Below are 17,926 nucleotides of genomic sequence, written 5' to 3' on the forward strand. Positions count from 1 at the left end.
GCCGTCCCCGCCCCGACCAGCACCACATCGGCCAGATCCCGCAACAGCGCGAACACCTTCTTGTCCGCGGGCGTCCCCAGCCCGCCGGACCGCCCGTCCACCGTGACCGCCCCATCGATGCTGGTGACGAAGTTGACACGCACATACGGGACGGATGGCTCTACCGGATAGGCGTACAACTCCACCAGGTCGTCGCGGGTGAGATCTGTGAGCTGAATCGCATTCGGCATGTGCTGCATAAGGGTCCATCTCAGCACGGTTCTAGGCTGTGCCGGTGCAGCAACGCCTCGTCGATCGCCACCCGGAGGTTCCGGCCGACCAGCTCGTGGCCCAGATGGTTCCGCCGCCCACCTTCGACGAGGTGAGCTTCGGTTCCTACATCCCGGACCCGAACGAGCCCTCCCAGGCCGCGGCCGTGCAGACGGCCGCCCAGTTCGCCGAGCGCGTGACCGCCCTGCGCAAGGCCGCGGACAAGAAGCCCCTGTTCGGGAAGAAGAAGCCGGTGCACGGCATCGGCCTCTACCTCGACGGCGGTTTCGGCGTCGGCAAGACCCACCTGCTGGCCTCGATCTTCCACAGCGTGCCCAGCCCCAAGTCCTTCGGCACCTTCGGCGAGGTCACCAATCTGGTTGGCGCGCTGGGCTTCAACAATGCCGTCGAGCGCCTGTCGGCCAACAGCGTGCTGTGCATCGACGAGTTCGAGCTGGACGATCCGGGCGACACCATGCTGGTCTCGCGCCTGCTCACCGAGCTGACCGACCGCGGCGTCTCGATCGTGGCGACCTCCAACACCCTGCCCGGCCAGTTGGGCGAGGGCCGCTTCGCCGCCCAGGACTTCCTGCGCGAGATCAAGAAGCTGGGCTCGCTGTTCGAGGCCGTGCGCGTGGACGGCCCGGACTACCGCCACCGCGACCTGCCGCCCGCCCCCGAGCCGACCTCGCCGGAGGATCTGGTCGAGAAGGCCGCCGCCACACCGGATTCCACCCTCGACGATTTCGACGGGCTGACCAAGCACCTGAGCACCCTGCACCCGTCGCGGTACGGCGCGCTCATCAATGGCGTGTCGGCCGTGTACATCTCGAACATCCATCCGGTCGCCGACCAGGCTGTGGCCCTGCGCATCGTCGTCCTGGCCGACCGCCTCTACGACGCGGGCATCCCGGTGACCGTGTCGGGCGCGAAGCTGGACCAGATCTTCACCCAGGAGATGCTGGACGGCGGCTACCGCAAGAAGTACCTGCGCGCGATCTCGCGTCTGCTGGCGCTCTCGCGGTTCGAGGCGCCGGCACACGCCTGACCGAATAACGGACCCGGCGGTTCTTAAGGTCCCCACAGGTAATAAATTTCGAGGGTCAACGAAAATCGGACGCTGTTCGGTTTTCGTCCCCCCGGAAGGAGAAGTACCTTGCGCACCCGTGCTGTCACAGCCGCCGCGGCGGTCACCATTGCCCTCTCCGCCAGCCTCGGATCGGCCGCGACCGCCTTCGCCGCCGACCCGCCCGCCGCCACCAGCAGCGTGCTGGTCAACACCGACAACCGTGCCCTCGGCCTGACCGGTGTCCTGAACGCCCGTGACGCGGGCGGCTACCAGACCGCCGACGGCCACACCGTGCGCACGGGCCTGGTCTTCCGCACCGGCGACCTGTCCAAGGCCACCGACGCCGACCTCGCCGCCCTCACCGCGAAGAACGTTGTCTCCGTGCACGATCTGCGCACCTCCTACGAGCAGCAGCTGATGGGCGTCGACAAGGTCCCCGCCGGCGCGAGCGAGCACCACGACGACATCATCGGCCAGGCCCCGCCGCAGGTGATGGCCTCGACCCTGTCCGCGGGCACCGACCTGTACCGCGCCTTCATCACCGCGCCCGGCGCGAGCGAGGGCTTCGCCAACGTGCTGCGCGATATCGCCTACAACCCCGGCGGCGTGCTGTTCCACTGCACCGCGGGCAAGGACCGCACCGGCTGGACCTCGGCCGTGCTGCTCACCCTGCTGGGCGTGGACAAGGACACCGTCTACTACGACTACCTGCTGTCCAACTACTACCGCGGCGCCAAGGACGGCGACATGATGAACGGCGTCACCGCCGCCGCCCTGGACTCGGCCTTCGACCAGGTGAACCAGAGCTACGGCAGTTTCGACAACTACGTCCGCGACGGCCTGAAGCTGTCGGACGCGGATGTCGCCGCCCTGAAGGCGAAACTGCTCGCCTGACAACGGCTTCAGGTCAGCCAGTACTTCCTGGCCAATGCCGTCAATGCGAACCCGAGGAGCATGGTGGCGACCGAGGTCCACACCGCCACCTTGCCCTGCGGGTGTCCCTTCTGACCGGCGGCCAGCCCGAGAAGTATTCCGGCCCAACCGAACAGGCACGGCACCAGTAGCGCCAGTCCCGCGAAGACGAAGGCGGTGACGACCAGCCCCTTGCCTTCGGGCTGCGGCGCGTCGGCCTGCTCGGGAAAGGGGTGGTATTTCGGCACCGGCGGGGTGGGGCGGACGGGCTGGTCCGGGTAGTCGAACTGCGGGATGTATTCGCCTGTGCCGCGCAGGTATTCAGGTGGCGGCGCGGGTGTGGCGCCGGGTGTCGGCGGCTTCCAGAAGTCGTCGGGTGATGGTTCCGATGGCGTCCCCATGAGGGTCCTCCCGCCCAGGTCGATACGGCATGACCCAAATAACAATTGACGGCCGGGTCAGGCAGTGCCTACTCTACGAACCCTCATGGGTTTCTTCTTCTTGTTCGTGTGATCAGTTCGCCGCGTTGAGCTTTGCTCCGCCGCGAGTCCCTCATTCACCCCAAAAATGGGAGATCACTGTGCTTACCCTCCAATCTTCTGTCGTGTCCCAGCTCACCCTGTCCGCGGTGAGCAAGCGTTATGCCGACCGTGTCGTGTTCGATGCGGTGAGCCTGTCCATCCGCCCCGGTGAGAAGGTCGGAGTGATCGGCGACAACGGTGCGGGCAAGTCAACTCTGTTGCGGCTCATCGCAGGTCGGGAAGTAGCCGACAATGGTGAGCTGATCGTGTCGGCCCCGGGCGGCATCGGCTACCTGGCCCAGACCCTGGAGCTGCCGCCCACCGCCACCGTCGACGATGCGATCGACTTGGCGCTGAGCGACATTCGTGACCTGGAGTCCCGAATCCGCACGGCCGAAGCCGAATTGGCGGTGCCGGGTGCGCTCGGCCGCCGCCTGGACCGCTACACCGACCTGGTGGCCCGCTTCGAGGCGCGCGGCGGCTACCAGGCCGACGCCCGGGTGGACGCGGCCCTGCACGGCCTCGGCCTGCCCGGGCTCGATCGAAATCGACTGCTGGGCAGGCTGTCCGGCGGCCAGCGGCGACGACTGGCGCTGGCGGCCACTCTGGCCTCCGCGCCGGAATTGCTGCTGCTCGACGAGCCCACCAACGATCTCGACGACAATGCTGTCGAATGGCTCGAACGGCAGCTGCGTGAGCACGACGGCACCGTCGTCGCGGTCACCCACGACCGAGTCTTCCTCGAACGCATCACCTCCACGGTGCTCGAGGTGGACGCGGGCAAGGTCACCCGCCACGGCAACGGCTACACCGGTTACCTCCGCGCGAAGGCCGCGCAACGGCATCGCCAGGAGCTCGAATACCGCGAATGGCGCGCCGAGCTGGCCCGCAACCAACACCTGGCCGAATCCAATGTGGTTCGCCTGGACGCGATTCCGCGCAAACTCCCGCTCGCGGTATTCGCGGCGGGCCCCTTCCGGACCCGCAGCCGCGGCCACGGCGCACAATCCCGAATCCGCAACGCCAAGGAACGGGTGTCGCGTCTGACCTCGGAACCGGTTGCCCCACCGGCGGATCCGCTGCGCTTCACGGCGAGCATCTCAACGTCCGAGCCGCTGGATGAAGGCTCACCTCGTCATTCCGGCGCGCTTTTGGCCGGAATCCACCAGGCGGCGATGGATCCCGGCCGAGAACCTGTCGGGATGACGGGCGAGGCTGTCGTGCCGGTGGCCGAGGTGAATTCGGTTGTGGTGGAGGGTCGTCTGCGACTGGACGGCCTGCGGATCGAGGCGAGGGAGCGGCTACTGGTGACCGGTGCCAATGGCGTGGGAAAGACCACGTTGTTGCGGCTGCTGGCCGGTGAGCTGGCCGCTGACGCCGGCGAGGTGAGCGTGCGCGGCCGGGTTGGGCATCTGCGGCAGGAGGAATCCCCGTGGCCGCCGGCGCTGACCGTGCTGGAGGCGTTCGCCGCGGGCCGGGTCGGCTACGCGGACGAGCATGCCGGAGAGTTGCTGTCGCTCGGTCTGTTCCGCCCGGCGGAGCTACGCCTCTGGGTCGGTGAGTTGTCCTACGGTCAGCGCCGCCGCATCGAATTGGCCCGGCTGGTCACCGATCCGGTGGATCTGCTGTTGCTCGACGAGCCGACCAACCACCTGTCCCCGGCCCTGGTCGAGGACCTGGAACAGGCGTTGGACGGCTACACCGGCGCGGTGGTGCTGGTGACCCACGATCGCCGCATGCGGCAGCGATTCGCGGGCCGCCACCTCGAGCTCGCCGCATGAAGCACAGCGGCGGTGCCGCGGGACAGTTCAGAGTTGGTGCTTCATGACGTAGTCGTGGTGCAGCTGGGTCCCGACCGTGAAGGTCTTGGTCCCGGCCACCGTGAATCCGTGCTTGCCGTAGAAGCGCTGGGCGCGGGCGTTCTGCTGGTTCACGCCCAGCCACACGGCCGTGCTCCCGCCGTCACGGGCGGCGTCGAGGGCGGTGCGCATGAGCGCCCCCGAGACGCCGTTCCCGTGCTGGCCGGGCATCACATACATCTTGCTGATCTCGGTCACCGGCCGCTCGGTAATGACCGCGGCCACATCCGGATCGGCGGGCGGGAAAGTGTTGAGCAGCGCGTAGCCGACGATGCGTCCGTCCTGAACGGCCTTGAGAACCAGCCGTTCCGGATCGGCGAGGTACTCGGCGAATCGGTCCGGGGACAGGTGCTCGGCGATGAACGCGGCCTCGTCCTCGGGCGTGGATCCGGGCGGGCAGGCCAGCGGGAAGGTCGCGGCCGCGACGGCGGCCAGCGCGTCTATGTCGTCGGTTTCGGCTCGGTCGATGGTCGTGTCGATGTCTGTGGAATCGCTCACCGCTCCAGTCAAGCAGGTTCGGGCGCGGCCGCGGCGTCCGAGGTGGTCACGGACGCGCGAGCGTGGAAGATCCGCGCGAACCCGATCAGCACCACCGCGAAGGCGAGCGGAATCGCGAATCCGGCACGGAGATTCGCCGCATCGGCGATCGCGCCCACCACCGCGCCGCCGACCAGCGTGCCCGCGTAGTTGAACAGGTTGAGCCGCGCGATGAGCGCGTCCAGATCGCGGCCGCTGGTGAGTTGCCCGGCCTCGCTGAAGCACAGCGGCGCGATCACCGGCAGTCCGATGCCCGCGATCAGGAATCCGAGGATCGCCGCGATCGGTCCCGGCGCCGCGACCACGATCACCAGGCCGACAGAGCCGATCGTCGCGGCCGCCCGCACCACCGTGCGCGGCCCGAAGCGCCGCACCCACAGGTCGCCGGTGAGTCGTCCGAGCAGCGACGCGCCCTGATACGCGGCCAAGGCCAGCGCGGCCAACGTCGAGGAGGAGAGCAGTTCGTCCTTGAGGTACAGCGCCGACCAGTTGCCGACCGCCAGGTCGATGGCGAAGGCCAGCGCGATCACCACGCCGAAGATCAGGAAGATCCGCGTCGGCACGGAACTGGTCGGTTCATGTTCGGCCGGACCGGCTTCCGCCTCATCGGTGCCCAGCAGCCGCGGCCCGGCCCCGAGGCAGCCCGCCAGCACCAGCGCCGCCGCGATCAGCACCGCGCCCCACACCGGCACGTGCAGCGCCTCCGACGCCGAGACGAACAGCGCGCCCACGATCGATCCCGCACTCCACGCCGCATAGAACGAGGACAGCACGAAGCGGCCATAGCCGTGCTGAATAAAGACCGCTTGCATATTGGTTCCGGCGTCCACGATGCCGACCGCCACGCCGTACACCGCCAAGGCCACGAACAGCAGAATCTTGTTGGGCGACGCCGCGATTGCCACACCCGCCACCGCGATCAGCCCGAGCCCGATGCGCAGCGCGGTCCGGCTCGACCAGCGCAGCGCCAGCCGCTCGGCGGTCACACTGCCCACGCCCGCGAGCAGCGAGATGATCGCGACCAATGCCACGATCAGGCCGTCGGTCAGCGCGAATCTGTCCTTCACCTGCGGCAGTTCGGTGAGGATCACGGCCAGGAAGAACCCCTGCAGCGCGAAGGCCACCGAGTTGGCGGCGCGCGCCTGCCGCAGTGCCGGGGCGAGCGCCCGCGACTGCGGGTCGGGGGACTGCGGGGGGAGCATGGCGAAAGAGTAGCGGCGGCAAGACGGTCCGGCATCCCGGGCATCGGTTACGAACCGCCTCTCGTTGATCACGTGGGGCTCGCGATCGGGTAACGAATCTGGTCGCTTTCCTGCCGGTCGGTGGCCGCGTTGCTGCACTCTGGAAGTAACGGCACGGGCTGGTGGTTTCCGATGAGACGGAAGCGGTCCCTGCGGTGGAGTGTGGTGGCTGGGGTGATCTTGTGAGAACGAGGCGAGTCCAGGGTCCGCGCGAGCATTCGGTGGCCCTGGCCGACCCGGATCCGCGCTCGAATCCGACGACGGCGGTGGGTGATTCGCGTGATTCGCGCGGACATGCGGCGGGGGAGCGGTGCCGGGAATCCGACTGCGCGGATTGCCGCTGGGATGAGCGACGGCTCGAGTTCTGGTTGCGCGGGCGGCTGCTGGCCGCCGGCGCCGAGGACGTTCAGGTGGATGCCGCGTTCGGCACGCACACCGTGGACGTACTGTGGCGCAAGGGCGATCGGGTGTGCGCCATCCAGGTGTCCAGCGCCCCACCCGAGTTGACCCGCGCGCGGGTGCTCACCACCGAGCTGCGGAGCGACGGTTGTAGCGAAGTGCTATGGGTTTGCCCGCCCGGATTCTGGACGGCGCAACTGCCGGCCGTGGGCATCGACGACTTCGCCGCCGACGGCTGCGAATATCGAGTGGTCGGCGGGATGCTGGCCGCCGGACCGGGTGGAGTGGCCGCGGCCCGCCAATCCGCCTGCGAACTGCGTGAATTCATTACGGGCTGGGTAGCCGAGGAGATCGCTTTCGGCTGCCGCGACGAGCACACGGGAGGATGGGCGACGGTGACCGACTGGGAGCGCCACACCAGGACCCAGGCCGCCGTCATCGCACGGCAGCGCCAGGAACTCATGAACCAGCGCACGGCACTGGCCTTGGCGCGCAAGGCAACCCGCGACAAGACCAAACAACTCCTGCGCCTGAACCACCGCCTGGAACGCGCCGAGATCGCCGCTCAACAGCAGGCAGACGACCTGGCCCAAACCCGCCGCAAGATCGCCGACCACAACCGCGTCGACGCGACCCTGCGATTGACGGTGGCAAGCCAGAAAACCGCGATCATGCACTGGCAGCTCATCACCTGGTTCGCGGTGATGGTGATCGTCACATTCATCGTGGCGGGACTGGTGCTGAAATAGGAGGGGTCCGGGGGCGTAGCCCCTGGGATCTCGAGGGGGTTCGGGGGCGGAGCCCCTGAGAGTTACGAGAGTTGTCTTCCCTTCCCCTTTTCAACATATATCGCACCCGGGGGCTTGCGGCAAGCCCCCGGGGATAGCGCACAATCGTCGGCCGAAGGTCAGTACCTGCGGAAATAGCTTCCGTGAATTGCTGATCCGAACTTCGACGATGGGTGGGCTTCATGTTCGATGTGATCATTACCGGTGCCGGGCCGACGGGTCTGATGCTGGCTTGCGAATTGCGCCTGCAGGGCGTCGAGACACTGCTGATCGACCGCGACCCGGAACCGACCAAGGTCGTCAAGGCCATGGGCATGCACGCCCGCACGGTCGAGATCCTCGACCAACGCGGGATCGCCGACCGCTTCCTGGAGCTCGGCACCCAGCACCCGACCAACGGCTTCTTCGCCGGCATCTACACCGCCACGCCGATCGAGCTGGACACCACGTTCCCGTTCGTCCTCGGCCTGCAGCAGCCGATCACCGACCGCCTGCTGGCCGAGCACGCGGTCGAACTCGGCACCGAGATCCGGCGCGGTGCCGAACTGGTCGGCCTGACCCAGGACGACGACGGCGTCACCGTCGAACTCGCGGACGGCAGCACACTGCGCGCACGCTACCTCGTCGGCTGCGACGGGGGCCGCTCCACCGTGCGCAAGGCGATCGGTGTCGATTTCCCGGGCGAGCCCAGCCGGATCGAAACCCTGCTGGGTGAGGTCGAATTGACCACGCCGCGTGAGGAAGTCATCGCGACGGTGATGGAGCTCCATAAGACGCACCGCCGTTTCGGCGCAGTCCCCTTGGGCGGCACCCGCTATCGCGTGGGCGCTCCCGCCGAGGGCCTCTCCGACGACCCCCGCGTCCCGCCCACCTTCGAGGAGCTGCGCCGCCAGGTGCAATCCATCGCGGGTACCGACTTCGGCATGCACTCCCCGCACTGGCTGTCCCGCTTCGGTGACGCCACCCGCCTGGCCGACCACTACCGAGTCGGCCGAGTCTTCCTCGCGGGCGACGCCGCCCACATTCACCCGCCGGTCGGCGGCCAGGGCCTCAATCTGGGCGTCCAAGACGCCTTCAACCTCGGCTGGAAACTCGCCGCCGCCGTCAACGGCTGGGCCCCCGCCGACCTCCTCGACACCTACGAATCCGAACGTCGCCCCTGGGCCGAGGACGTATTGAACAACACCCGAGCCCAAACCGAACTGTCCCTGCCCGAACCGGGCCCGCAGTCGATCCGCCGCCTGCTCACCGAACTCATGGACTTCCCCGAGGTGAAGCGCCACCTCACCGAGAAAGTCATCGCTCTGAGCACGCGCTACGACTTCGGCGATGGCCCCGAGCTCCTCGGCCGCCGCCAACGAGACATCACCCTTAAGCGGGGCCGCCTCTACGAACTCCTGCACGAGGGCGGCGGCCTGCTCCTCGACCAGACCGGCAAGCTCTCCGTCGAGGGTTGGTCCGACCGAGTCGACCACGTCGTCGACGTCAGCGAACAACTCGAGGCCCCCGCCATCCTCCTCCGCCCCGACGGCCACATCGCCTGGCTCGGCAACGACCAATCCGACCTCCGCCCCGCCCTCACCCGCTGGTTCGGCACCCCCGCCGCCTGATAAGCCCCCGTCAACCTCGATCCACGCCCGCCACAACCCGATTCGCACACTGCGGCTCGGTCCCGCCCGCCGCTCCTCGCGCTGGCGGTTGCGGCTTGGTCCGATCCTGCCCGCCCCGGGCGCAGCGGCGTGGATCTCCGGCCACAGCCGGCGCAGGGTTCAAGATCAGGGAGCTCTCACGGTCGAGATTTGTCCGAGTTTGCGCACTGGGAGCTCCCTGATCTTGTTGACGGGCGAGTTCGGCGCGGTCAGATGGGGGAGGCTGCGGAGAGGCGGAAGGGGGCGCGGTCCCAGCGCCAGTTGTGGCGGAGGGTTAGGGTGGCGAGGTCCAGGAGGTCCAGGTCCGGGGTCAGGGCCTGGAGTTCGGGCCAGGGGAGGGGGCCTCGGGTCAGCCGGTTGGTGAGGGCGGAATCGTGGCGGGGGTCGACCTTTCGGGACTTCAGGGATTCGAGGGTGTGGCGGCTGCCGGTCCACGTGAGGTGGCCCCAGCCGTGGGTGTGGGCGTGGGCCAGGGAGGCGGCGGCGCGGGTGCGGTGGATGTGGAGGGCGGTGTGGGCCGGGGGGAGGACGTCGATGAGGAGGGTGCGGCCGTCGGTGAATTGGGCTGCGGCGGTGGGGTAGTGGAGGCGGTCGGCGCCGTCGATGGTGTAGGTGACCGCCGCGGGGAGTTCGCGGAAGGTGGTCACGCGGGGGCTGGCGTCGAGGAGGCGGAGCAGGCGGGCCTGGAGCGCGGTGTCGAAAGTTACTTCGCGGCCGAGCTTTTCGGAGTACATGCGGCCGCGGCCGTCATCGTCGTAGTCGAGGCGGCCGGCGGGCAGCACGGGCAGCTCGTCCGGGCTCCCGGCGGGCCAGTCCGCCTGCTTCAGCCAGGGATTCCAGATGTCGTCGGGCACGTCCTCGGGTTGCGCGTTGGGCATGAGATGCCAGCGCCCCTTCTGCTGCCACCCGGCGATCCGCTGAAACACGAAGCCCGCCAGCCGTTTCGAATCCTGCAGATCGTGCCCGGCCAGCCGCAGCTTCAGATACGCCCAGTCCTGTGCGGCGATATCCCCGTCTGTCGCATAGGTTTCCGCGAGCAGCGTCCGCACCAGCCGCTCGTCACCCCACCCCGCCGGATACCGTCGCGCGAACACCCCCAGATCCGGTTCCCCGGTGGCCAGCGCCTGCCGCACCATGTTCCCCACCGCCCGGGTGTACAACTGCCGCGCCCGATCCCGCGAAACCCCGAACCGAGCCCCCAACAGCATCAACGTCTCGGGACTCTCCCCATCGATCCCCAGTCGGCACGTGATCAACTCCGCGTCCCGCGGCCGATCCCCCGCCACCTCCCCGACCATCCCGGCCAACACCTCATTGACCTGCTCCAGCCCGAAATCCACCCCATCACCCGGATCCTCACCCACCCCGCCCGGATCCTTGCGCGACCCATCGCGCCCGGTGCGTACATCACTCGTCGTCAAGGCGGCCCCTAGTCTTCGCCAGTCTGTTCGACGAGCCTATCCCCGCCCACCGACACATCCGGCGTCCTGCACCCCTCGACACGACTCGAGTCCCGCGCCCATCCACACGGATCGGGCAGCGCGGCCCTCGCACGGATCGGCCGCTCTCCGGTTCGCGACTCCGGTCTGCCGCGGCGGAGAGGTCTGGTTCGGGGCAAACATGCACTGCCGCTGGCCCGTTCGTATCGGTGGCCCGTTGCGCGGCCGGTGTGATTCGTCGCGCTGCGGGCCGACCGGGCCGGGGTGGCGGGGGAGTGTGTGTCAGGAGCCGATGGCGGCGTTCATGATGGTGCCGGCGCTGGTGGCGATGATGCCGCCGATCATGGCTCCGGCGACCATCTTCGGGGAGGCGAGGCCGCCGCCGGACCACTTCTCCCAGGCGAAGCGGCCACCGGCGTAGGTGATGCCCATGACGCCGGAGAGCAGTACGAACCAGGTGAAGTAGCGGACGAGCTTGAGGAGCTTGTCGGCGACCGGCGGAGTCTCCGGGGTGGGATTGCCGAGCTGGGCGAGCACGGCGGGCTGGGAGAGCGCCGTATCGAACTGGGAGAGCACAGTGTCGTGGAAGGCGCTGAGCAACATGGTCACCAGGCAAAGGTACCGCGAAATCATGGCGACATGCCCGGGATGTGTGCGAGATCTACTGCGCGGGAACAACTTTCGTTGTCGTGTTGAGCGGATGACGAGATTCGAACTCGCGACCCTCACCTTGGCAAGGTGATGCGCTACCAGCTGCGCTACATCCGCATCGCTTCCTTCGGGGCGTTTCGGCCCGTCCGGCTGCGAGAGAGAACGATAGCCGACCCGCCGCGCATTTCCAAAACGCCTGGCAAACCCCGAGTTTTCCGGCGCGCCGCCGGGGGCTCGGCCCGAAATTCAGCGAATCGGCGGCGTGCCGTGTCAGCGTGTCAGATGTCGATGGTTGCCACCGGCTCGATTATCTTGCAGCCTTGCTGCAAGTAGTTCCGGAAATCAGGAGGTCAGCGTGGCGAAGTTGTCCGGCGGTATCAGCCGTCGCGGTCTGTTCGGCGTGGGTTTGGCGGTGGCCGCGGGCGCCGCCCTGGCCGCGTGTAGCTCCGACAAGGACAGCGGCAGCGCGCCCACCACCTCGGTCAGCAACGACCCCACCGCCGTCGCGGCCGACGCCTACGTCTTCGGCTACCCGCTGGTCCTCATGGACGCCACCCGCACCGCAGGCGGACCGACCAACCAGTTCGTCCACGCCGATTCCCTGCCGACCTCGGAGGATCGGTACGTGGTTCGCATGAACCTGGACACCCTCTACTCCCAGGCCTGGCTGGACCTGACCGCCGAACCTCTGGTGCTGCAGGTCCCCGGCATGGAGTCGGACCGCTACTGGCTCATGCAGATCCTCGACGCCTGGACCAACACCATCCACGACCCGAACAGTATTCGCCCCCAGGTGAATTCGGGCCAGCAGACGCCGCCGTTCACCTATCTCATCACCGGCCCCGGCTGGACGGGAACCGTGCCCGCGGGCATGACCCGCCTGCAGATGCCGACGAATACCGTCTGGGTCATCGGCCGCGTCCAGGTCAACGGCACCGACGACATCCCGGCCGTGCGCGCCATCCAGGAGAAGATGAAGCTCGCCCCGCTCAGTGCGTATCAGGCCGACCCCGAGATCTCCACGCCCGGAGTGCTTTTCAGCGCCGGTCCCAAGGGCGCGTCGCCGTCGAAGGAAGTCGCGAACCTGAACGGCCCGGCCTTCTTCGCCAAGCTGTGCGCGCTCATGGCCGCCAACCCGACCACCGCGGGCGACGCCCCCGCCCTGAAGCGCTTCGCCGCCTTGGGCATCACCCCCGGCGGCACCCCCACCGCCGATGCCGCGGTACTCGACGCCGGTGTCACCGCCGGGAAGAAGCAGCTCGCCGACTACCGGAACCCGCAGGCCACGGAGGCCAACGGCTGGTCGTACTCGGCCAATGTCGGGGCGTACGGCACCGATTACCCGCTGCGCGCCCGCACCGCCCAGGTCGGCCTCGGCGCGAATCTTCCACAGGACGCGCTCTATCCGACCCTCAACGCCGTAGCCGACGTCAACGGCGCCCCGCAGCGCTTCCGCCTGCACTTCGCCCCCGACCAACTCCCGCCCGTCGACGCCTTCTGGTCGATCACCGCCTACGACGCCGATAGCTTCCTGGTCCCCAACCCCGCGAACATCTACGCCGTAGGCCACCTGATCCCCGTCACCAAGAACCCCGACGGCTCCCTCGACATCACCGTCCAGAACGCCGACCCCGGCCCCGCCGTCCCCACCGGCAACTGGCTCCCCATCCCCGCCACCGGCAAATTCTCCCTCACCCTCCGCCTCTACGCCCCCAAACCCGCAGCGTCACAGGGTAAATGGCAACCCCCGAAGCTGGACACGGTCTCCTGACCCCCTGAGCACGGCAGCAGAAGGTCCCCTTGTCATCCCGGCGCGCTTTTAGCCGGGATCCATACTTGCCGGGTGGATTCCGGCCAAAGGCACGCCGGAATGACGAGGAGTACCTCCAACCAGCCGCTTAGGCGGTGAGAATGCGTTGGTGGACATGGCTTCTCGGCCGATGTGTCCACCAGCGCATTCTCGGCGGCTGGGTGGGGCTATTTGGGGGTGTCGGCGTTCAGGGGGACTATGGCGGAGATGAGGGTGGCGTCGCCGATCTTGGTGGTGAGGACGAGTTGGGGGGCCCAGGTGCGTTTGGTGGCGTCGGGGTGTTGTTCGGTGACGACCATGACGTGCTGGCCGTCGAAGGGGCCGGGCATGATCTGGACGCAGTAGGTGGTGCCGGCGGGAATGGAGTCGATGCCGGCTTGGATCTGTTCGATGGTGGGGGCGGCGGCGTCGGGGGCGAACATCTCGCGGACGGCCTTGCCGGAGCGGTCGACGTAGTACCGATTCTGTAGCGCGAGAATGACATCCGGTCCGGATTTGGTGCTGCCGGGGCCGTTGCCGCGGACATTGCCGCCCTTGGTCTCGTTGGGACAGAGACCGGCGGGTACGGCGGCGGCCGGTTGGTCGAAGGCGGAGGCGGTCGGGGGTGTGGTGACCGCCGGTGCGACGGCGGGCGGGGTCGCGGCGGGTGGGGTGGCGAGGCCCGGTTTCGCGGAGGTGCTGTCGCCGGTGAGCTTGGCGATCTGGACGGCGACCGCCGCGGTCACGGCGAGTATTGCCAGCAGGCCCAAGAGCGGGACCGCCCATTTGCGTCCGCTGAGGTTCAGGGAGAAGCCGAATCTCTCACGCTTAGGGGACGTGCGGGTCTGTCGTTTGAGCGGTCGCCGCTCGGTCGGGTAGCCGGGCGGCGGGCCGTCGAGGTCGCCGCGCGCGGGCCGCGAAGACGGATCGAACGAGGCTCGGGCCTGCAGGACGTCGTAAGCCGTTCGGGCACGGGGTGATTTGTAGGTTGCCCGGCGTGGAGTGCCGCTCGGCCGGGCCGCCGGTGGCTGTTCGGCCGCTCGAGCGTGCTGCGGATGCTCGCTCGAACGGCTGTACAGCAGGGCGTCGCGGGATCCCGGGCCGGACTCGGAAGACTCTGCGCGGGAGGGGGAGTGGGGTTCGTAGTACTCCTCATCCGGCTGCGGCTCGAAATACTCCTCACGCGGCAATGGCCGGGGCTCGAAGTATTCGTCGTCCTCGTCGCCGAAGTCGTCGTATTCGTCGTAGCCGGAGGCGTATTCGTCGTCCCGGGTGTGCCGGGCCCGCGTCGGGGCGGGTGCGCCGGTGATCCAGTCCGACCAGCTGCCGGTGTATTCGTCGTCCTCGGCCGGGTTCGGCGGTTCCGATCCCGTTGTCCGCGAATTCGATTCGGTGGTGCTCATGGCGTGGTCCGGCCGCTGAGATCGGGGATGAGAGGTGACCCGCTCGAGGGCGGCGTGCTGGATCCGGGGTTGAGGTCCAGTACCGACGCCCCGCTGGTCGGTGTGGTGGTGGCCGTGGTGCCGCCGCCGAGCGGGAACTGTCCGTTGGGCGGGACGCTGGCGGTCACGGTCGAGGTGCCCGCGAAATCCATTCCCACGCTGGGCTTGTCGCTGCCGCCGCTGGGGATGGCGCCCGGCTTGGCGGCTCCGGACAGGTCGTGGGCGACGGCGGCGAACCACTGTCCGACCCAGCCGGTCGGGCTCGCCCCGAATCCGGCGCCCTGCGCGTGGGTGTAGTCGTGCTTCTGCGCGGTGTCCCAGTACCGCACCCAGGTGGTGATGTCGAGCAGATCCTTGTTGTCGGTGATGTTCTGGGTGACGGCCGAGAACGACTGGGTGACCAGCCGGCTGATCGTGGTGGGCGGCACCAGGTTGGTGACCGCACCGAGCAGCTTGCCGCCGAATACCGCCAGCCCCGCAAGGGGATTGGCGAGTCCGGCGGTGGCGATCTCGGCGATATTGGCGGGCGTCAGGATGTCCTTCACCACGGCCACAATGGAATTGATGGCGATGGTGCCGACCTTGAGCAGCGCCTGCAACGCGCCCGGGATATCGACCTGGGTATTCGGGTTGGAGGCGTCGGCGATGCGTTGCGAGATCGACTTCTGCGGCTGATATGACAGATCCGAGAGCGACTTGCCCGACACGTCGTTGTTCACCACCGAGGTGACGGTCTTGATCGAGGTGAACGCCAGCGCCTCCGCGATCGACTTGAGCGAGCCGATCGGGTCACCCGCCGAAAGCTCCACCTGCCCCGCGATATTGGCGACGGTCCGCACCAGCGGCGCGCCCACCGGGGTATCGCAGGCCAGATCGCCCTCGGTGCAGAATTCCGCGACCCGGCCGACCAGCTGTCCGAAGTTCTCGAGGGTCGCGCTGTCGGGTGCGATGCCCGCCCCGGACGCGGTCTTGGTGGCGGGCGGATCCGAAAGCTGGGCCACCGCCTTGCCATCCGTGCCCGGTGCCGCTGTGGGCAGCTTCTGATCCGGCTTGCCCGGGAACAGCGGGGCATTGGCATTGCGGTTGGGATCGCCGAAAAGCGCTACCGCCGCGATCTTCTCGGCCGCGACCGTGCCCTTGCCCGAGCCAACCTCCTCCGCGAACTGCGCGGCCACGTGCGCGCCCTGGGAGTACCCGGCCAGCGCGAGTTTCGTGCTGGGGCAACGCTCGACGACCTGTTTCGCCATGGAGCGCAGCCGATCCAGCCCGTCGCCGACGGATTTGGTGTAGCTGACGGTGCTGACGCCGGTCGCCCCGCCGAAGGACGCCTCGTAGGGCACGTAGGCGCGATCGACCAGGCCCGCGTCGCTGGCGGCGGCCATCATGGGCCGGAACACTTCCGAGAGCATGCCGGTGTCGGTGGTGACGGCGGCGTCGGGGGAGGATTCGCCGGTGCCCTGGATGCCGAGCGCGAACAGCGCCGGGCATTTGTCGATGGGGACCGTGGTGTCCGGCGGTCCGCCGTGGGCCAGCCCGACGGCGGCCGTGGCGACCACGGTGACCGCCGCGGTCAGTAGGACGGAACTCCGGAACCCCAGGGTGGGCAGCAGTTTTCGATGCACGTCGCACCTCGTTCAGGTCATGGACTTCAGGTTGCCGCGCCGTGCTGCGCGCGTTCGGTGATCCGGGCCCCGGCGGTTCGCGCCGCGGTGAGGATCTGCTCGGCGAGAAGCCGAACCGGTTGCGGGGGAGTGCGGGTGGGGTCGCCGTCGTCCACCGGAGAGCCACCGGCGGCGGGATCCCAGGCCGCCAATTCATAGGGTTCGAGTGCCCGCCACTGCTCCAGCCAACCCAGCCGCCACGTGCGGGCGCCCAGGGCCAGAGCCAGTCCCTCCATTTCCTCGCGCCGCTGCGCCACCGGAACCGGCAGCGGGCGAGCGGCATCCGCGACGGTCAGCACGCCGACCACGTAACTTCCGGCCGGTGCGGCCTGCGCCTCGTACGCGAGCAAGGCGCGGTGCAGTGCGTTGACTCCGCGCAGATGACTGCGGCCCACGAGCACCACCAACGGCGAATCCATATCGCCCGTGAGGCCGATCCGCGCGGGCCACCGCTGCCCGGCATCCCCGGCCCAGCTGAGGCTGGCCGCGAGACTGCTCACCCCCGCGCCCCCATGCACCCCGACCAGCCAGACGAGCGGTGGGCGCGCGGGCCGGTTCGGGACGGCCCGATGCCACATCGGTACCGGCTGCATCGCCGGTGCTGGTGCCGCCTGTGCCGACGTGGGTGCCGACTGTGCCGACGTGGGTGCCCCACTCGTCATCCCGGCGTGCTTTTGGCCGGGATCCACTGCCGCCGCCTGGATTCCGGCCAAGAGCGCGTCGGAATGACGAAGGGTGCTGTCGGTCGCCTGGTGGGCCGCTGCGAGTCCCCAGAGTTGGGTATTCCTCTGTTCGGTGTTCGTCATCGCAGTGCTCCCAGCAGGGCCAGGTACGCGTCGCGGGTTTCGGCGGTGAGGCGATGCCACGAGATGGGCCCGCCACTGGCCAAGTGGATGTCGAAGGGAATCTGCACGACCGCCCGCACCCACGAACCCAGGTGTGTCCGAACATGATCGACGACCGCGGCCGCCGACCCCGGCACCTGCTCGGTGAGCACAATGACCGCGTCGCCGACCACGAATTCGCTGAAGTTCTCGTCCAGCCACCCCAGCGCGGGTTGCAACCGGTTGATGGCGTCGGGCCGCGCCGCGACGGTGATCACCAGTCCCTCCCGCGGATCCGCCAGCAGCGGCGCGGCCAACCGGCTGGTGACCGGCGCGCCCGCATCGAAAACCCCCAGCAGCCCGGCGGTTTCGAGATGCCGAGCCACCGACACCAGAGATTCCCTGCGCGGCAACGGGTCCGGCGTCCGCGCCAGCACCCGCACCCCCGTCGACGTCTGCCCCGAACACGCGCCCACACTCGACGCCAGCCCCGGATACGCAGTCCCCAGCCACTTCTGCAACGTGCTCACCGGCGCGACCGCATCGCACCCTCGCAACGCCACGTCCCCGCCCCCGAGCGTCGCATCGACGACGACGGGCCAGACTTCCCCGTCACTGTCCACCGCAGCGGCCGCAGCCAGCCCCAACGCCGTCGTCGACGCCCCGGACGACCCCGACCCGCCCAGCACCAGCACCGACGGCACCGCCGCCCGCACCAGCCGCCCCTCCCCACCCCGCAACGGCACCGCATCGGTAGGCGACCCCGCAGGCGCAGCCTGCATCAGCTCACTCACCCGCGAATCCCCCTCGCCCTCTTGCCCACTCACCCGCACCGCCTCGATCAACCGCGCCGCCACCGCACTCCGCCTCGCCGACTGCCCCGACCGTGCCACCGA

The 17,926-nt window shown here is 68.7% G+C and carries 16 protein-coding genes and 1 tRNA gene; 6 read left to right on the top strand and 11 right to left on the bottom strand.

The annotated features are described in order from the left end of the window. A partial coding sequence (locus ON43_RS38400) for a dihydrofolate reductase family protein (protein WP_040815623.1) occupies nt 1-239 on the bottom strand: 239 nt, incomplete at its 3' end. A 35-nt stretch (nt 240-274) separates the two neighbouring features. Between ON43_RS38400 and zapE the strand changes: the two genes are divergently transcribed. Continuing rightward, a complete protein-coding gene (gene zapE / locus ON43_RS38405; protein WP_040815650.1) occupies nt 275-1,297 on the top strand; it encodes a cell division protein ZapE in 1,023 nt (340 codons plus the stop codon). Between the two features lie 108 nt (nt 1,298-1,405). Next, a complete protein-coding gene (locus tag ON43_RS38410; RefSeq protein ID WP_040815624.1) occupies nt 1,406-2,212 on the top strand; it encodes a tyrosine-protein phosphatase in 807 nt (268 codons plus the stop codon). Between the two features lie 8 nt (nt 2,213-2,220). Here the strand turns inward: ON43_RS38410 and ON43_RS38415 are convergent, their stop codons facing one another. Continuing rightward, on the bottom strand, nt 2,221-2,631 hold the full coding sequence (locus tag ON43_RS38415) for a hypothetical protein (protein WP_040815625.1): 411 nt from the start codon (nt 2,629-2,631) through the stop codon (nt 2,221-2,223). A 203-nt stretch (nt 2,632-2,834) separates the two neighbouring features. Between ON43_RS38415 and ON43_RS38420 the strand changes: the two genes are divergently transcribed. Beyond that, nucleotides 2,835-4,532 (top strand): ABC-F family ATP-binding cassette domain-containing protein, encoded by a 1,698-nt coding sequence (locus ON43_RS38420; protein ID WP_040815626.1) that lies wholly within the window; start codon nt 2,835-2,837, stop codon nt 4,530-4,532. 27 nt (nt 4,533-4,559) lie between these two features. On the opposite strand, the gene ON43_RS38425 is transcribed toward ON43_RS38420, so the two are convergent. Together ON43_RS38425 and ON43_RS38430 are read right to left on the bottom strand one after the other, a co-directional pair. Then, nucleotides 4,560-5,090: a GNAT family N-acetyltransferase gene (locus ON43_RS38425; RefSeq protein WP_040815651.1), complete on the bottom strand. Its 531-nt coding sequence runs from the start codon at nt 5,088-5,090 to the stop codon at nt 4,560-4,562. A 26-nt stretch (nt 5,091-5,116) separates the two neighbouring features. Continuing rightward, on the bottom strand, nt 5,117-6,349 hold the full coding sequence (locus tag ON43_RS38430) for an MFS transporter (protein WP_051179931.1): 1,233 nt from the start codon (nt 6,347-6,349) through the stop codon (nt 5,117-5,119). A gap of 221 nt (nt 6,350-6,570) precedes the next feature. Here ON43_RS38430 and ON43_RS38440 point away from each other — a divergent pair, with 221 nt between their 5' ends. Continuing rightward, entirely contained in the window at nt 6,571-7,536 is a 966-nt protein-coding gene (locus ON43_RS38440; protein WP_245568977.1) for a hypothetical protein, read from the top strand. 221 nt (nt 7,537-7,757) lie between these two features. After that, entirely contained in the window at nt 7,758-9,185 is a 1,428-nt protein-coding gene (gene rox, locus ON43_RS38445; protein ID WP_040815654.1) for a rifampin monooxygenase, read from the top strand. 248 nt (nt 9,186-9,433) lie between these two features. Here rox and ON43_RS46975 read toward each other — a convergent pair whose 3' ends face one another. The 3 genes from ON43_RS46975 to ON43_RS38460 all read right to left on the bottom strand — a co-directional run bounded on the left by ON43_RS46975 (nt 9,434) and on the right by ON43_RS38460 (nt 11,431). Beyond that, a complete protein-coding gene (locus ON43_RS46975) occupies nt 9,434-10,645 on the bottom strand; it encodes a hypothetical protein (RefSeq protein ID WP_157514362.1) in 1,212 nt (403 codons plus the stop codon). A 300-nt stretch (nt 10,646-10,945) separates the two neighbouring features. Beyond that, complete coding sequence (locus ON43_RS38455) at nt 10,946-11,272, bottom strand: hypothetical protein (protein ID WP_157514363.1); 327 nt, start codon at nt 11,270-11,272, stop codon at nt 10,946-10,948. An 86-nt stretch (nt 11,273-11,358) separates the two neighbouring features. Beyond that, nucleotides 11,359-11,431: transfer RNA gene (locus ON43_RS38460), tRNA-Gly, on the bottom strand. A gap of 238 nt (nt 11,432-11,669) precedes the next feature. Between ON43_RS38460 and ON43_RS38465 the strand changes: the two genes are divergently transcribed. Continuing rightward, on the top strand, nt 11,670-13,085 hold the full coding sequence (locus tag ON43_RS38465; protein ID WP_051179905.1) for a DUF1254 domain-containing protein: 1,416 nt from the start codon (nt 11,670-11,672) through the stop codon (nt 13,083-13,085). A 206-nt stretch (nt 13,086-13,291) separates the two neighbouring features. Here the strand turns inward: ON43_RS38465 and ON43_RS43150 are convergent, their stop codons facing one another. The 4 genes from ON43_RS43150 to ON43_RS38485 all read right to left on the bottom strand — a co-directional run bounded on the left by ON43_RS43150 (nt 13,292) and on the right by ON43_RS38485 (nt 17,824). After that, nucleotides 13,292-14,506, bottom strand: coding sequence for a DUF8176 domain-containing protein (locus ON43_RS43150; protein WP_051179908.1), 1,215 nt, complete (start codon nt 14,504-14,506; stop codon nt 13,292-13,294). Beyond that, nucleotides 14,503-16,167: a cutinase family protein gene (locus ON43_RS38475; RefSeq protein ID WP_245568980.1), complete on the bottom strand. Its 1,665-nt coding sequence runs from the start codon at nt 16,165-16,167 to the stop codon at nt 14,503-14,505. Before ON43_RS38475 ends, ON43_RS43150 begins: the two co-directional genes overlap by 4 nt. 26 nt (nt 16,168-16,193) lie before the next feature. Continuing rightward, nucleotides 16,194-16,799: a hypothetical protein gene (locus tag ON43_RS44505; RefSeq protein ID WP_051179910.1), complete on the bottom strand. Its 606-nt coding sequence runs from the start codon at nt 16,797-16,799 to the stop codon at nt 16,194-16,196. Nucleotides 16,800-17,008: 209 nt separating this feature from the next. Further along, on the bottom strand, nt 17,009-17,824 hold the full coding sequence (locus ON43_RS38485) for a MinD/ParA family ATP-binding protein (protein WP_157514365.1): 816 nt from the start codon (nt 17,822-17,824) through the stop codon (nt 17,009-17,011). Nucleotides 17,825-17,926: the final 102 nt, after the last annotated feature.

The organism is Nocardia concava NBRC 100430 (assembly GCF_000308815.1).
GTDB lineage: Bacteria > Actinomycetota > Actinomycetes > Mycobacteriales > Mycobacteriaceae > Nocardia > Nocardia concava.

Bases quoted from the DNA above. Each gene is read 5' to 3' on its own strand.
- ON43_RS43150 (WP_051179908.1), bottom strand. From the start codon at position 14,506: ATGAGCACCACCGAATCGAATTCGCGGACAACGGGATCGGAACCGCCG.
- ON43_RS38430 (WP_051179931.1), bottom strand. From the start codon at position 6,349: ATGCTCCCCCCGCAGTCCCCCGACCCGCAGTCGCGGGCGCTCGCCCCG.
- ON43_RS38415 (WP_040815625.1), bottom strand. From the start codon at position 2,631: ATGGGGACGCCATCGGAACCATCACCCGACGACTTCTGGAAGCCGCCG.
- rox (WP_040815654.1), top strand. From the start codon at position 7,758: ATGTTCGATGTGATCATTACCGGTGCCGGGCCGACGGGTCTGATGCTG.
- ON43_RS44505 (WP_051179910.1), bottom strand. From the start codon at position 16,799: ATGCAGCCGGTACCGATGTGGCATCGGGCCGTCCCGAACCGGCCCGCG.